Source organism: Ponticaulis koreensis DSM 19734 (genome assembly GCF_000420665.1).
GTDB classification, from domain to species: domain Bacteria; phylum Pseudomonadota; class Alphaproteobacteria; order Caulobacterales; family Hyphomonadaceae; genus Ponticaulis; species Ponticaulis koreensis.
Genome location: NZ_ATVJ01000001.1, coordinates 701,153 through 716,667 on the forward strand (window position 1 = coordinate 701,153; position 15,515 = coordinate 716,667).

Consider the following 15,515-nt stretch of genomic DNA (forward strand, 5'->3'; position numbering starts at 1 on the left):
CCACATTCAGTTCGTTGCTTTACCATGCATGGACGAACCAGAATGTTGAAAACAATTACTTATGGCCTGATGCACTTGATCGTTGCCATCGCCGTTGCCTTTGCATTGACCCGCAACTGGCATGCAGCCTTAGCCATCGGCCTGATCGAACCTTTCGTGCAGACCTTTGCTTACACCGTGCATGAAAAACTCTGGTCGCGCGCAAAAGACCGGCGTGAAACGCATTCCAATCATCATCTGATCCCTACGCCTTGATCGCGCCTCAAATCCCATTCAGATATCCATACGAACGCGCACGGCAGGATGTCTTTGAGGCTTTATTTCTACATTTTTCTCACAGGTTTGATCGCAGCATCACTGATTATGTTCGCAATTGCTGTTGCGTGGCGCGTCCTTCCTCAACATCGCGACCGCGCAGAGCCTTACCTGCGCAGGCTCGCCTGGGCCGGATTGGTTGTAACGTTATGTATGGTGATCTTTGTCACCCATTTTCCAATGCCCGACGATTTTGGAGCGTATTGTGAAGCGCATTGGCGGGCTAGGCCAAACTTAGACCCGTTATTCAGTTGGCACGAGCTAATTTGGCACGTCGAACGTCGTGGCAAGATTGATCTTATACCCATCATAACCTCCGGCACGGCGGTCCAATTCGGGCTCAACCTTTTCATGCTGGCCCCATGCTCATTTTTCCTGCGTGCAGGCTGGCGTCATGGACTATGGACTGCGCTGGCGATCGGCTTTGGGACATCACTTGCGATCGAAACGAGCCAGCTCACAGGCGTTTTCGGGATCATGCCATGCGCCTATCGCACCTTCGCAACCGAAGACCTTTGGGCGAACACACTCAGCGCTGTGATGGGATGGTTTGCGTTCCATCACATTGTCTCCCCACTTTTGAAGCGAGAAAACAAAGAGGACGCGGCCAGCTAGCCGAAGCGATAACCGGACACGGCTTTGCCGAGCACGATGTCAGAATATATCTGCTCACCTTGGTCGCCCGTCGCAGCGCCTGCGGCAATCATCATAGGCAAAAGGTGTTCAGAAGTCGGGTGAACTGCGCGCGCTGTTGGCACTTTCAGCCATTGCGCCAGCTTGTCATTACGACCGTCCGTATCGGTTGCTGCATCTGTCAGCCACTCATCGAATGCAACTGAAGCCGGGTTTGTCACCAGCGGCTGGTGATAGAGCTGACGCAGATTGTGATAACTGAGGCCTGAGCCGATGATCTGAACGCCCTCATCACGAAGCTTTGCCAGCGCCTGACCGTAACGGATCTGCTCTGCCGCATTATCCGTGTTCAGCATGGAAAGCTGTAGGATCGGCATGTCAGCATCCGGATAGATCAGCTTGAACGGCACGAACACGCCATGGTCGAGGCCGCGCTCTGTCTCTTCAGCTACGCGGTATCCGGCATCGTTTAAGAGTTCTTTTGTACGGGCTGCCAGCCAGCCTGACGTCTTCGCAGGCCATGTCAGCTCATATGTCTGCGGCGGAAAGCCGTAATAATCAAAATAGAGCTCTGGCGCTTCGGTTGTGATCATTGTCGGCACATCTGTCAGCCAGTGCGCTGAGATGATCAGAACAGCCTTTGGCGGCTCTGGCAGGTCTTCCGGCAGCTTCTTCAGGAAGTCTGCCATACGGTCCCAGGTGTCCACAGGCGTGCCCGGAAACGGGTCCATAAAGAAACACGGACCACCGCCATGCGGGATAAAATATGTTGGCATACGGGTCATGTTGTATCTCCGTTTCGTTACGTGAGATCAGAAATGACCTCTCACGCACCAGGACGCAAGTACACACCTTTTGGTAACCTATACCGCAGCCAGACCCGCCACAAGATAGAGCACACACGCTATGCCTGCTGTCGTCAGTGCATACGGCAACTGAGTTCGCACGTGTGACAGGTGTTCAGAGCCGGAGGCGACACTCGCAATCAACGACGTATCCGAAATCGGAGAGCAGTGATCGCCAAATACGCCGCCGCCGAGTACGGCGGCGAGCGCCAGTGATGGCGGAATGCCAAGCGCGGCGGCCAGCGGCATGGCGATTGGCACCAGAATGCCATAGGTGCCCCAGCTCGTGCCCGTCATGAAACTGGTGAGCGCCGCGGCGATGAACATCACCACAGGCACGGTGAATGCCGGAATGGATTCAGCTGCAATCGACGCTATATAGGCGCCTGTTCCAAGCTCCCGTAGGGAGCCGCCAAGCGCAATCGAGAACCAGAGTACAGCGACCATCGGCACCATTTCGCCGACGCCCTTAAAGGCTTTCTCCTGAAGCTCTGAGCCGGAATAAACCTTGTTGAAGAAGAGCAGGCCTGCGGCAACGATGATCGCAAGGCAGATCGCCCAGAGGATAGAACGCGCGCCATCGCCATCGGTGATATTACCATTGCCGGTCCACGCCATGAAGCCAAGCGCCGCGCCAACCATTATCACCAGAGGCAGCCACATATAGAGTGCCTTTGTCGGCTCAGGCCCCGCCTCGGTAATGGCACTTACCTTCTGGTCTGCGGTTTTCATCGGTCCGAAAACCTTGCCCGAAATCGCGGTGAAATAGACGCCGATCAGGGTCAGAATTGCATAGAAATTCCACGGGATAGAGCCGAGCACCACATCAAGCGGGCGGTCGAACCCGTAATCGGCGACAAGGCTCAACGCATACGCGCCCCAGCCATTGAGAAGGATAATCACGCTCACCGGCGCAGAGGTGGAGTCGATAATATAAGCAAGCCGCTCACGCGAGAGCTTATGCGCATCATAGAGCGGTCGGCCGAGCACGCCGGAAGAGAGCAGGCTTACATTTGTCTCAATGAACACGACCGTACCCGTCGCGGCGACAGCGAGTTCTGCCTTGCGGCGACTACCAGCGACACCCGAGCGGATCAGCATATGCGCCATGGCAGAGACGCCGCCGGAATCCCTCATATAAGCGATCAATGCGCCAATCAGCAGACAGAAGACCAGAATGTGCGCATTATAGCTGGAGGCGAAGACCTCCATATTCCGGTCTGCAACACCCAGAAGCCCCATGCCCGGGTTAAATGCCGCAATCAGGGTTTCAGACAGAAACAAAGCGGTCAGCAGCGCCGCATACACATTGCGCCAGACAACGGCGACGATAATCGCCGCAACCGGTGGAATGATTGTCAGAATGTCCATGCGCCTGCCCCGCTTCGATACCGGCTGAATCTGTGACAGAAACAGATGGAAAGCCAGACCTGCGATTAAAAATCACTATTTGGTCAGCGCGGTGAGACGAAACCGGTCACATGTCGCCAGCACTCTGCAGCCGCCAGGCCGGAAAGCCTCGGTTTTGCCCCGCATGAAACAGACAAAGTTCATTGCCGGACGGGTCTTTAAACCGCGCTTCTCGCCAGCCCCAGACTTCATCGCGCGGCGCATTCAGAAATTCGACGCGCCGGGCGCACAAAGCTTTATAGCGTGCATCCACATCATCGCATTCGAAATAGATCACCACGCCCGGCGGCATGGCGTGATCTGCCACGTGTAGAGAGAGCGTCGAGCTACCAGACGGAAGCTCAAAACGGGCATAGCGTCCTTGCGAATACACAATCGGCTTGAGGCCGATCTGCCCGTAAAACTGATAGGCGGTTTCAAAGTCCGTGACCGGTAAAGTCACCTGATTGAGGTCCATGTCTCATCCTTTCATGACGAAAGGAGAGGTTATGGAATCTCAAGCGCAGTTGAGATCAAGCCAGAAAGCGCAAAAAAGCCGGACGCATGGCCCGGCTCTTTCAAAATTAAAGATTTCAGAAGAGGATCAGCCCGCGCTAACGGCCACCATAGCGGCGCGAAGCGTGCGGTTACCAATCTTCCAACCTGTCTGGAACGTCGCGGCGACTTTGCCTGATGGATGCTCGGACGGCATCTGGCTGACGGCCTGATGCAGGTTCGGGTCAAAATCAGAGCCCGGTTCTGCGTGGATCGCCGTAACGCCGTGACGGGCAAACGTCGCGTGCAGCTCTTTCTGGATCGCTTCTACACCAACGAGCAGGTTTTTACCCGCATCGGAAAGGCCATCACGTTCGCCTTCAGGCAGCGCATCAAGCGCGCGCGCGAAGTTGTCAGACACAGGCAGAAGATCGCCAGCGAATTTCTCAACGGCATAAACGCGTGTGTCAGCTACCTGACGCTCGGCACGCTTACGAATGTTGTCCATCTCGGCATGTGCGCGCAGCACCTGATCTTTCAGCTTCGCGTTCTCGTCGGCCAGCATCTGGAAGCGTTGCTCCATAGAGATTTCGTCGTCAGCCTGCTTGCCGTCCATCTCGTTAGCCGCCGCTTCCATAGCGTCAGCCATTTCCTGTGCAGCTTCGCTCAGCTCCACATCGTCCTGGATTTCTGATGGGTCTCTGCCGTCACTCATTTACTGTCCATCCCGTTTTTGGCGGCCATCCAGTATCTGGCCTACCACTTTGGCTGTATAGTTTACCATAGGTATCACCCGGGCATAATTCAGACTCGTTGGTCCGATCACGCCCAGAGCGCCTACAACTTTTCGGTCGCTGTTCATATAGGAAGAGACGATCATGCTGGAACCCGAAAGTGAAAAGAGAGAGTTCTCAGAGCCGATAAAAATGCGCGCTCCGGCAGCATCTCTAGTAGAATCAAGCACTTCCAGCATGCTTTTTTTCCGTTCCAGCTCATCGAAAAGATGGCCGATCCGGTCAAGATCTTCCTTTGCGCTGGCCGTTTCAAGCAGATTTGCACGCCCGCGCACGATCAAAGACCGTCCGCGATCCGGTTCTTCACCAGACCATTCAACAACGCCAAGGCGGATAAGATTGGCCGCCGCGGCATCGAGCTGAGCGCGTTTTTCGCTGAGTTCGCGTTCAATCTCCATGCGCGCTTCTGACAGGCGACGCCCGCGCATCCGCGCCGTGAGATAGTTCGACGCTTCCATCAGCGTGGTTGGGCCGATCTCCGGTCCGAAATCAATGATGCGGTTTTCAACATCGCCGCCATCAGAGACGAGAATACATAGCGCGCGCGCCGGCCCGAGCGGAATAAACTCTACCTGACGGACCGGATCATCGCTCTTCGGAGATGACACCAGACTCGCTCCGCCTGTCAGGCCGGACAAAACCTCGGACGCTTCATTCAGAAGCTCATCCATATCCCTGCTGACGGCAGCAAGACGCGATTCGATCTGGTCGCGATCGTCCTCACCCACTTCACCGACTTCCAGAAGGCTATCGACAAAAAAGCGAAGGCCCGCATGGCTCGGCCTGCGACCGGCACTGATATGGGGCGCGTCAAGAAGCCCGAGCGAGACAAGGTCCGCCATCACATTGCGAATAGACGCAGGCGACAGGTCCACACCGCGCTTGGAAATCGTGCGCGAGCCAACCGGCTCGCCTGTTTCAAGGTAAGCCTCTACAATCGTCTTAAATATTTCCCGCGATCTACGGTCGAGCGCTTGCAGGCTGGTCATAACTGAAGGGTCCGAGCGTTTGAGGTCTTTCGCGCCTCAAGATTTGAGGTCATTGCCAGAAAATACAAGTCTTTCCTGCAGGCCATGATAGACGAACCGTCCGGTGATGATTAGACCGGCACCCAATTTCATCTGGAGATAATATCATGCGCCCATCCGGACGGCAGGCAGACCAGCTTCGAACCATTTCACTCGAAACCAATGTGAACGCGTATGCGGAAGGCTCATGCCTTGCCAAATTCGGCAATACGCATGTGCTCTGCACAGCAAGCTGGGAGCCACGGGTTCCAGGCTGGATGAAGGGCAAAGGCGAAGGTTGGGTCACGGGCGAGTATGGCATGCTGCCACGCGCGACACACACACGCGGACGCCGTGAAGCTGCCGCTGGCAAACAGTCCGGCCGTACGCAGGAAATCCAGCGTCTGATCGGTCGTTCGCTTCGCGCAATCACAGACCTGAAGGCGCTTGGCGAAAACCAGATCACCATTGACTGCGACGTCATTCAGGCAGACGGCGGCACACGTACAGCCTCTATCACCGGCGGTTATGTGGCGCTGGCTCTGGCGTGCAAATACCTCGTCAAAGAAGGCGTGATCGACAGCTTCCCGCTGACAGCGCAGGCAGCAGCCATTTCTTGCGGCGTCTATAAAGACGTACCGGTTCTGGACCTTGATTATCCGGAAGATTCAGAAGGCGAAGTCGATGCGAACTTCGTGATGACCTCTGACGGCAACATCATCGAAATTCAGGGCACAGGCGAGGAGCGTAGCTTCACGCCGAACGAATTCGCTGAGCTGATGCGTCTGGCGCAAAAAGGCTGCGGCGAACTTTTCGAGGCGCAGCGCGCCGCGATTGGGTAGCACGTTCCAGCATTGGACAACAAAAAAAACGCCGCCTCGAAGGGCGGCGTTTCTATTCAGGCCGTATGAGCGACTTATTCGCCGATGAAGTAACGGAAGCGTACGCCAACCGTACGCGGCGCGCCGATGGTTGCGTATGGATTACGAACCGTAACCGGGTCACCATTGATGTCAGAAGCGACCTGCGCTGACAGCGGCGTGCCAACATAGCCGGTGATCACATACTCATCGAACAGGTTTTTCACGTAGAGAGACGCATCCCAGTTATCTGCCGCATAAGTGACGGATGCATTGGCCAAGCCAACGTCTGGAACCGTCAGAGATGAACCACGCCCGCCCGTACGAGTGAGAATGTCCCCCTGCCAGTTGTACCCACCGCGAACCGTAACTTCATTGCCGCTGGCAAGCGGCATGACGTATTCACCGAAAATTGCGAACTGGTTTTCAGGAGAGCCCGGCAGACGATCGCCAGCCTGACCATCTTCAAACGCAGTACCAAACCCCGGAGGCGTAATCGTGCGAATGAGGAATGGCACATCTTCTGTCAGCTCCGTTGCAGCGTGAGAGAATGAACCGCGCAGGCTGAACTGGTCGTTAACCTGCCATGACCCCTGAAGTTCAAGACCTTTGGACTCTGCGCCCGCAGCGTTGACCGTGATCGGAATATTCGCGTTTACCGTCGCAGAAGATACCTGTGGATCCGTCCACTCAACGAAGAAGATCGCACCGTTCAGGATCAAATCGCCATCGAGCCATGCGGTCTTTGCACCAATCTCATAGCTCGTTGTCTGGTCAGGACCATATGCGCGCTCGTCAAACTGAGCGACATCACCCGGGTTCGGGCCATATTGCTGACCTGGCGCCAACGCACATGCGCCCTGCGTAGCGTTTGGATCGTAAGCCGCACACGTGCCAAGTCCGTTGGAATTACCAATGCGATACCCCTCAGCCACTGTGAAGTAACCCAGAATATCGTCAGTGAATTGGTAAGACGTATTGAACTTGTAGAGGAAGCCATCATCAGATTGACCGAGTGTCGGGTCAAACGAGTTCGCGCGAATCTGGTCGAGAGTCTGTTCATTGAACGTCTGGTCAAACAACGGGAAATCAACCGCGCTGAATTCTTTCAGCTCATAATCATAATATCGACCACCGATGGTAACAGACCAACGGTCTGTAATGTCATAGCCGATTTCACCGAAGAAGGCGGACTCTGTAAGCTCAATAAGACTCTGTGAGAAGTACTCAAGGTCATTCGGATGATCTTCCAGGAAGGTGAAGCCCAGTGTGTTGATAGCATATGTATCGTAGTTCGGCGTGTATTCAGCGGAGAATGCTGCGCTTTCCGAGTTAGAATAAAATGCACCGACGATCCAGTTGAACGGTCCGTCTGTAGTTGAGACGAGGCGAAGTTCCTGAGTGAAGGTATCTGTCTCACCAACTTCGTGTGTCATAGAACCGAACGCAGGGAACAACTCGTAAGAATACTCCAGAGTAATCAGAAGATTGTTCTGGTCGCGGTTACCATCATCAGCGAACTCTGAATAACCCGTCGCAGATGTCAGCTCTGCAAACCCGAGGTCAGCCGTGAATTCAAGCGCGAGAAGCTCGTTTGTGATAGAGTTTGGCTCAAGAATACGGCTCGCACTTTCGAACTCACCTGCAGAGAAAAGCTGCTGAGTACCGTTATAGTTCGGGTAGGTCGTCATGCCATGAGAGATGCGGCGGCCACCAACGTCAACGTCCTGGAAATAGTATGTCAGCGTACCATCGAGCCAGTCCGTTGGTGTCCAGCGCGCGGCGATACGACCTGAAATCGCATCCTCTGAGTCGACATCTTCCATGCTCGTCAGATTCGCTGCAACATCAGCCGGGTTACCAAAATCAGGATCAGGGTTGGAAACACCGAGCGTCTGGACCAGGAATGGCTGGTCTACGAAACCAGAATCGCGCAAAACATCGACAGAGCCACGGATCGCAAATGTGTCAGAGATCGTCTGGTTAAACGTAATGCCAACGTCCTGAGACATGGAAGACGCTTCAGAGTACTGATAAAGATCAGCGCGCATCTCAAAAGTGTTTTCGCCAATTTGCGGGCGAACCGGAATATAGCGGATTGCACCAGCAAGCGTGCCCGCACCATACAGTGTGCCCTGTGGACCAAGCAGAACCTCGACCCGTTCCATGTCATTCAGTTTCAGGTCGATGAAAAGCGGAACTTCACCGAGATAGGTTGCAACAGTGCCGCCACCGCTATTATCGCCATCGCCCGAGTTGATCGGGTCAGCGTTGATACCGCGCACAATGATCGGGTTACCCTGACGACCGCCACGGTCGACAATGTTTATCCCCGGTACCGATGCGATCAGGTCTGCAAGCTCTTCAATGCCCTGCTCTTCGATCTGCTCAGCACCAATAGCTGCGATATTAAGAGGTACTGTCTGTACAGTGCCCTCGCGGCGAGTTGCCGTCACAAGAACTGTATCCTGACGTGAAACTGCGTCTTCCGCACCCGGAGCATCCTGCGCAATCGCAGGCATTGCGAGCGAAGCGACCGCGAGCGCACTCGACGTCATAAGAAGTGAAAGTTTCATCTTTTATTCCTTGATTGAACGCTACAAACCAACCAGAATTGTCTGGAAAAAAGCTATTCAGTATGGAAGCCCCTTGCGGACAACTCTCCCAAAATTAGTCCTTTACTGTGGACATTTGCATCTTATTGGCGACGTCGAAAGCAAAAAATAGGCATTTCACCCACCATGAACGAAAAGACTATTCTGTGTTAAAAATAGCACGCCAACTTTTGGCGGAGAAAAAATACAAGGAAGCTCACGCGCTCTGTATTCGGTCTCTGCAGAACAATCCGTCAGACGGAGAAGCCTATTTCCTTCTCGGGCAGCTCACTGCAGATCATAACAATTTTGCAAAAGCACTCGATATCTACGGACGCGCGCGCACTTCTGGTTATAGTGAGGCGGAGACATGTGCCCAGATTTCCCGCTGCCTGATCGCGCTTAATCGCCGCGATGAAGCAGTCAGCATGGTGAGACATGCAATCAGCGCGGGCCCAGTCGATGCGCTGACACTGGACACGATCGGTGTTGTCCTGAGTCGGGCTGGCCTGCACGATGAAGCTGTCGCGTTTTATCAGAAAGCCTGCGCCAGAAATCCGAACATCGCCGATTATCAATACAATCTCGGAGCGGCGTTGCAATTTGTGGGACGCTTCAAAGAAGCTGGCGACGCCTTTCAAGCCTGTCTTGCGCTCGCACCTCGCAATACCCGTGCACGAGTTGCCTTGGTGTCAATAACCACCCAATCAGAGCAGGATAATTCACTGCGCGAACTTAAAGCCGACTGGGATCAGCGAGCTGTATCTGACACTGATGCCAAATTGCAGCTTGCGCATGCGATCGCTAAAACCCAAGAGGATATGGGCGATCAACAGGAAGCCATGACATGGCTGGCGCAGGGCAAGGCCATTAAATTGGCAACGCTGAAACCGCGTGAAGATGAAGACCGCGCTTGCTTTGACGCAGCCAGACACCTCGCAGCTACACTGAATATTTCACCCAACGATACAGCAAATGGTCCAATATTTATCGTCGGGATGCCCAGAACGGGCACGACACTCGTCGACCGGATTGTGTCTTCACATTCGTCCGTAACCTCCGGAGGCGAACTCGGTGATTTCTCAATCGCGCTGAAACGCCAGGCTGCCACAAAAAGCCCGCTGGTTCTGGATGAGGAAACGCTGCGCGCCACTGAAACGCTGGATATGAAAGCGCTCGGTCAGCGCTATCTGAAATCTGTTGAAGCCACGCTGCAACTAACCGGGCGCTTCACGGATAAAATGCCACTCAATTTCTTTTACGTACCTGCTATTCTATCCGCCATTCCAAATGCACGTGTAATCTGTGTGCGGAGAAATCCTGCAGACACTGTGCTCAGCAATTACAGACAACTATTCGCGACAGCATTTTCCTTCTACACCTACGCCTACGACCTGAAACTTGCCGCACGCTATGTGGTAGAGTTCAATAAGCTTATGGACGCTTTTTCCGAGCGCATACCCGAAAAAGCCTTCACATCGGTGCATTACGAACAGCTCGTTACTCACACTGAAGAGGAGGTGCGCAGGCTTCTCGCGTTTTGCGATCTGCCGTTTGAAGAGGCCTGCATGCGATTCCATGAGAGCAAGGCCGCCGTTGCGACAGCGAGTGCCACTCAGGTTCGCAAGCCCGTCTACACAAGTTCAGTCGGTCGTTGGCAGAAATGTGAAGACGCTATGCAGCCCGCTCTGGAAATACTGCGCGACGCAAATCTGGAGTTCTGATCCCTAAACATCAAACCGGCCCGATTTGGCGTCCTTCGAAACCTCATCAGCCGTGAAGATGCGGCCATTCATAACCGCGTACACGCCAACCGGCAGAGCCTGGGCTGCAACCACTGCACCGCCCACATTAAAACCAGCATCCGACTTTCCGAGCGCGAACGGGCGAAGCGCACCTGTCAGCACAACCGTCTTGTCGCCAGTCTTTCCATCAAGAAACCGAGCTGTTTCACCCATCGTACTGGTGCCGTGCGTGATGACGATATGCGTTTCAGGTACAATCTTCACGGCACTTAGAATGTGCGCGCGGTGGTCTTCTGTCATATCAGCGCTATCAAGGCTCATAATGGGCTGCACACGCGGAAAATGCGTTTTCCCGACCCGCAACAGTTCCGGCACATTGGTCACGTTCTCAGTGTTGAGAACCAGACTCTCGGTGAAGGTGTCATGATCCTTATCGAGCGTTCCGCCTGTGGTGAGGATAACGAGTTTTTCCATAGACATAGCGTGGTGCCGTCCTGCCAGGTGTCAGACATAAAAAGAACGCGGGAACAGGTTTTCCGCGCGTCGCTTGATTGAAGAAATATCAGAAATGGTCATGTCCGGACAGAGTCCGGGCGTGAATTCACTCGGCCGCGGCTTGCTGGCCGTCCTCATCCTCTTCATCATCAAACACAAGAAGATCTGCCGGCTGACAGTGCAGCTCGCGGCAAAGCGCTTCCAGCGTTGAGAACCGGACGGCTTTCGCCTTACCGGTTTTGAGAATAGACAGGTTGGCGAGTGTCACACCGACCCTATCACTGAGCTCCGTCAGTGACATGCGGCGGTCCAGAAGGACGCGATCTAGGGTAACGCGAATCGGCATATATTATCAGATTGTCATTTTTTCTTCTTCGCGCAAGCGCGTGCCTTCGGCAAACACCTGGCTCAGGACCATAAGAGTGATCACCGCGACCCATGCGGCGAGGTTAACAGAGAAGTTCACTGATGTATTCACCAGGAACATTTTAGCTGCAAAACCAATGGCGTGGCGACAAAGTTCCATTCCCGCGACAATCAGCGCAAGCCGTGTAAGTCGGCGCGCGTTTTCCGGGACGAATGGATCGCCATCAATAAGAGTTTTGAGAATACGCTTGAGCTGGCCGGCCATAAGAATGAATCCGACCAGGATAACGATGAGACTTGCAAAGCCGATCAGATAGGTCGGCGTATCAACGGAGATATTGCCTTCAAGCACAGGCAATTGCAGTGCGCCGCCGGAGAGATCAGTGGCCATTGCGATCACAAGAACCGTGACGCAGATACCCAGAACCAGCCAGCCAAGGCTGGTGATAACGCTCATCAGCACATGCAGTGCCGAAGCGATTGATCCTTTTCCTAAAGCCTTCAGCGGCATTGTGTCGTCAGCTCCAGTTGTTCGTTGCAAGGGTGGAGGCCATATGCTCACCACCCTGCCTAAACCGCAACTACTATACGCTCAAGGGCGAAAGTGCGGTGAGGTAACCGGTTAGTACTACCATGGGCGCGCCAAAATAAACCAGCCCGATCATGAGACCCGTTACGCCGGATTTGAGAGTACGCATTTTAAAAAAGTCCTTCTTGCTCTAGTTAGAAAGCCGTTCAACGAACCGTGACACTATGTCGGGAGGAAAGTGGCTCGCCTCGACTTGTCCATAAACAATAATGATTTATCGAAAAACAATCAAGCATAAATTTATCGAAAAACATAAAATCGACGTGATGAAGGTGTGATCTGATGACCAGAAAGCTTGCTCCCGGCAACCTGATTGCCGCCACCCACAACTCCGGAAAAGTCAAAGAATTGAAGGCACTATTTGAGCCTTTGGGGTTCCAGGTACGCTCTGCGATCGAACTTGATCTTGCAGAGCCGGAAGAGACCGAAAAAACTTTTACGGGCAATGCCGCTTTGAAGGCTTTGGCAGCCGCAAGGACCACTGGCGAGCCTGCTTTGTCAGATGATTCAGGCCTTGAAGTGTTCGCTCTGGATGGTCAGCCAGGCATTTATTCAGCGCGCTGGGCCGGTGAGCCGCGCAGCTTTGAAAATGCCATGAAGAAAGTTCAGACCGCTCTGGTAGAAAAGAATGCCGACGATTATTCGGCGCGATTCGTCTGCGCCCTCGCCATTGGCTGGCCGGATGGCCATACCGAAATCTTTGAAGGCGAAGTTCGTGGCCATCTGGAATTCCCAGCCCGCGGCGATAAAGGCTTTGGCTATGATCCTATTTTCGTCGCTGAGGGCGAAACCATCACATTCGGCGAAATGGATCCTGACCGGAAACATGCCATGAGTCACCGCGCCGATGCTTTTGTGAAGCTGAAGGCTGCGCTGGAGATTTAATGTCGGGCTCGCCGCGCCTTCCTGATGAGCTGTTCGGCATATACGTCCACTGGCCGTATTGCGCGAAGATTTGTCCTTATTGCGATTTCAACGTCTATGCGGCGAAATCGCGGGACACTTCAGCTCTGGAAGCAGCGATCCTGAAAGATATTGAAGGATATGCGGCCGGCCTGACGGGCCGCACACTCACATCTTTATACTTTGGCGGTGGTACGCCCTCTTTGTGTGCCCCGTCATTTCTATCCGAGGTGATAGAAACGTCCGCCGTTCAATTTGAGCCGGATGGCGATATCGAGATCACTCTGGAAGCCAATCCTGAAGACATCACGCCCGAACGCCTGAAAGCGTGGAAGGCCGCAGGCGTAAACCGGCTTTCACTCGGCGTGCAGGCTTTGAATGACGATGCGCTTCGCTTTCTTGGGCGCAATCACACCAGCGACGAAGCCCGCAAGGCGATTGATGCAGCGCTAAATGTTTTTCCGAACACATCGATTGATCTGATTTATGCGCGGCCGGGCCAGAGCATTCATGCTTGGCTGGAGGAGCTCGATAGCGCGCTTTCAAAGGGCACGCCGCATTTGTCACTCTATGAACTGACAATCAAAGAGAAGACCGCGTTTGCCAAACAGGTCGAGCGCGAGCAATTCATACCTCTGGGCGAAGATGAGCAGGCGGACCTTTATATAGAGACGCTGAAGCTAACTGCTAAGCGGGGCCTGCCCGCGTATGAAGTCTCCAACCATGCGCGTTCTGAAGACTATTGCTCGCGACATAACCTCACCTATTGGCTGAACGGCGAATGGCTTGGCATCGGCCCCGGCGCAGAAGGTAAGCTGGAATTACCGGACGGGCGCACGACGACAATCGCTGAACAACGCGTTCCGGATTATATCAGCGCCGTCGAAGAGCGAGGCACCGGCTCGGCTGAGACTTTCTCCCTCACTGGCATTGAAGCGGCTGAAGAAGCGGTCATTCTGGGCCTGCGTTCAAAGCGAGGTGTGGATCGCGCCAGTGTCGAGGCCCGCCTTGGCGCACCGCTCAACGCCCGCAAGCTTGAGAGCTTCACAGAAAACGGCCAGCTCCTTGAAGAAGCTGGCCGCATATCATTGACCGAAAAAGGCTGGTTGCTGGCTGATTATATTGCCGGCGAAATCCTGCCCTGAGCCTAGCTGCCGCCGACCACAAAACTGTCTGGCGCGTCTTCGACCAGCACCGGACCGCTCGGGCGGATCGACATGATAGACAGACCGCGCTCGATTGTACCGTCTTCACGAAAACGGAAGAGACCATTCACACCGCGAAAGCCGTCAGCTTCGAGAAGTTCATCTTCTGAAACGCGGCCATCGGTGAGGAAAGATATAGAGAGCGCCGCAGCATCATAACCAAGGCTGGCAAGCGAGGCAGGTTCGCTATTGTAAACGCCCTGAAACGCATTGCTGAAATATTCAGTGTCCTGCGGATCAGGCATCGCGAAGATGGCGTTCTCCAGAACCGGCTCACGCCAGATTTGCGGATCGTTCCAGATGGATGTACCGATATACTGAAGCTGGCGCAGATTTACTTCATAGTATGGAAGCAGCGGAGCGACTGCGCGAAGCTGAACGCCATTATCCGGGATCATCACTGCAACGCGCTCAGTCCGGTTCATAAGTGAACTATTGATACGCCCAGCAAGACGGCGCGCCTCATCCACCGGCGCCTGATTGTCTGGTGCGTAGAATTCGGACGCGATGACAATGCCGCCGCGACGGGCTGCTTCAAAACGCAGAGCCGTTTCCACGCGGCGCGAATAGGTAGACGCTGGCCCCATAAAGGCAAACTTGCGAATGCCCTGAGCCATTGTGTGATCCACAATGCGCGCGACTTCTTCTTCCGGCGGGAAGCTCATCAAATAAGCGCCGCCACCCGCCGCAGACCGGTCATTCGAAAAGGCAATGATTGGAATGTCTACGGCTCGCGCCGTTGTCGCAACCGACTGAACACTCGTCGCAAACAGCGGACCGATAATGACGTCAGCGCCTTCATTGATCACTTCAGTGGCTGCAGCAGCAGACTGGCGCGCATCACCGGCAGTGTCCTTCGGAATAATCAGAATGTCTGTGCCAGCCTGATCGAACAGAGCCATCTCGATAGCGGCAAGAAGACCTGAGGCTTGCGAACGCACGCCCGCGCGCGAGTGAGAGAAAGGCAGAAGTACGCCAACACGGCGGATCTGGCGGCCTTCCATGAATTCAGGTGTGAGGAAGAGGCGCGCATCCGGACCGGTTTCTTCAGGCTCTTCCGGCAGAACCTCTTCAGGCTCAGGCAGCTCATCGGTTGGCGGAGGCGGCGGCTCAGGCTCTGTACGCGGCTCACCTGTAGAGATCGGTACAGGCGGGCGCGCAGGTGCAGTTGCACAGGATGCCGCAAGCAATCCCGCCAGAAGCAGGCTTGGCACCACAGAAAACTGCCTTAAAGCTAGAACCGGTTTCATCGTCTACTCTCCCAGGTCCCCGAAGATCGG

At 54.5% G+C, this 15,515-nt stretch carries 16 protein-coding genes; 6 read left to right on the forward strand and 10 right to left on the reverse strand.

Translation table 11 applies throughout. From position 1 onward, the window contains the following. Positions 1–42 precede the first annotated feature (42 nt). Positions 43–255, forward strand: coding sequence for a DUF2061 domain-containing protein (locus G523_RS17830; RefSeq protein ID WP_022693693.1), 213 nt, complete (start codon positions 43–45; stop codon positions 253–255). 54 nt (positions 256–309) lie between these two features. Next, positions 310–930 (forward strand): VanZ family protein, encoded by a 621-nt coding sequence (locus tag G523_RS20090; RefSeq protein WP_022693694.1) that lies wholly within the window; start codon positions 310–312, stop codon positions 928–930. Here the strand turns inward: G523_RS20090 and G523_RS0103775 are convergent. The 5 genes from G523_RS0103775 to hrcA form a co-directional block, all read right to left on the reverse strand. Beyond that, the gene (locus tag G523_RS0103775) at positions 927–1,733 is read right to left on the reverse strand and encodes a DODA-type extradiol aromatic ring-opening family dioxygenase (RefSeq protein ID WP_022693695.1); all 807 of its coding nucleotides are present in this window, start codon (positions 1,731–1,733) and stop codon (positions 927–929) included. The genes G523_RS20090 and G523_RS0103775 overlap by 4 nt on opposite strands. Positions 1,734–1,811: 78 nt before the next feature. Further along, positions 1,812–3,164, reverse strand: coding sequence for a Na+/H+ antiporter NhaC family protein (locus G523_RS0103780; protein WP_022693696.1), 1,353 nt, complete (start codon positions 3,162–3,164; stop codon positions 1,812–1,814). Between the two features lie 106 nt (positions 3,165–3,270). After that, positions 3,271–3,660, reverse strand: coding sequence for a VOC family protein (locus tag G523_RS0103785; protein ID WP_022693697.1), 390 nt, complete (start codon positions 3,658–3,660; stop codon positions 3,271–3,273). 126 nt (positions 3,661–3,786) lie between these two features. After that, positions 3,787–4,392, reverse strand: coding sequence for a nucleotide exchange factor GrpE (locus G523_RS0103790; RefSeq protein WP_022693698.1), 606 nt, complete (start codon positions 4,390–4,392; stop codon positions 3,787–3,789). Next, positions 4,393–5,460 carry a heat-inducible transcriptional repressor HrcA gene (gene hrcA / locus G523_RS0103795; protein WP_022693699.1) on the reverse strand — a complete coding sequence of 356 codons (1,068 nt, stop codon included), beginning with the start codon at positions 5,458–5,460 and terminating at the stop codon, positions 4,393–4,395. A 146-nt stretch (positions 5,461–5,606) separates the two neighbouring features. Here hrcA and rph point away from each other — a divergent pair, with 146 nt between their 5' ends. Further along, positions 5,607–6,320: a ribonuclease PH gene (rph, locus tag G523_RS0103800; protein WP_022693700.1), complete on the forward strand. Its 714-nt coding sequence runs from the start codon at positions 5,607–5,609 to the stop codon at positions 6,318–6,320. A 74-nt stretch (positions 6,321–6,394) separates the two neighbouring features. On the opposite strand, the gene G523_RS0103805 is transcribed toward rph, so the two are convergent. Further along, positions 6,395–8,914 carry a TonB-dependent receptor gene (locus tag G523_RS0103805; protein ID WP_022693701.1) on the reverse strand — a complete coding sequence of 840 codons (2,520 nt, stop codon included), beginning with the start codon at positions 8,912–8,914 and terminating at the stop codon, positions 6,395–6,397. 185 nt (positions 8,915–9,099) lie between these two features. Between G523_RS0103805 and G523_RS0103810 the strand changes: the two genes are divergently transcribed. Next, complete coding sequence (locus tag G523_RS0103810; protein WP_027441428.1) at positions 9,100–10,656, forward strand: tetratricopeptide repeat-containing sulfotransferase family protein; 1,557 nt, start codon at positions 9,100–9,102, stop codon at positions 10,654–10,656. A 3-nt stretch (positions 10,657–10,659) separates the two neighbouring features. Here G523_RS0103810 and G523_RS0103815 read toward each other — a convergent pair whose 3' ends face one another. The 3 genes from G523_RS0103815 to G523_RS0103825 all read right to left on the reverse strand — a co-directional run bounded on the left by G523_RS0103815 (position 10,660) and on the right by G523_RS0103825 (position 11,995). After that, positions 10,660–11,157: an asparaginase domain-containing protein gene (locus G523_RS0103815; protein ID WP_022693703.1), complete on the reverse strand. Its 498-nt coding sequence runs from the start codon at positions 11,155–11,157 to the stop codon at positions 10,660–10,662. 121 nt (positions 11,158–11,278) lie between these two features. Then, positions 11,279–11,518 carry a helix-turn-helix domain-containing protein gene (locus tag G523_RS0103820; protein WP_022693704.1) on the reverse strand — a complete coding sequence of 80 codons (240 nt, stop codon included), beginning with the start codon at positions 11,516–11,518 and terminating at the stop codon, positions 11,279–11,281. Between the two features lie 6 nt (positions 11,519–11,524). Then, the gene (locus G523_RS0103825; RefSeq protein WP_162141023.1) at positions 11,525–11,995 is read right to left on the reverse strand and encodes a DUF2975 domain-containing protein; all 471 of its coding nucleotides are present in this window, start codon (positions 11,993–11,995) and stop codon (positions 11,525–11,527) included. A gap of 414 nt (positions 11,996–12,409) precedes the next feature. Between G523_RS0103825 and rdgB the strand changes: the two genes are divergently transcribed. Further along, complete coding sequence (rdgB, locus tag G523_RS0103830; protein WP_022693706.1) at positions 12,410–13,012, forward strand: RdgB/HAM1 family non-canonical purine NTP pyrophosphatase; 603 nt, start codon at positions 12,410–12,412, stop codon at positions 13,010–13,012. Beyond that, positions 13,012–14,175, forward strand: a complete 1,164-nt coding sequence (gene hemW / locus G523_RS0103835) for a radical SAM family heme chaperone HemW (RefSeq protein WP_022693707.1) — start codon at positions 13,012–13,014, stop codon at positions 14,173–14,175. Before rdgB ends, hemW begins: the two co-directional genes overlap by 1 nt. A gap of 2 nt (positions 14,176–14,177) precedes the next feature. Here the strand turns inward: hemW and G523_RS0103840 are convergent, their stop codons facing one another. Continuing rightward, positions 14,178–15,485 carry a penicillin-binding protein activator gene (locus tag G523_RS0103840; protein ID WP_027441430.1) on the reverse strand — a complete coding sequence of 436 codons (1,308 nt, stop codon included), beginning with the start codon at positions 15,483–15,485 and terminating at the stop codon, positions 14,178–14,180. Positions 15,486–15,515 lie beyond the last annotated feature (30 nt).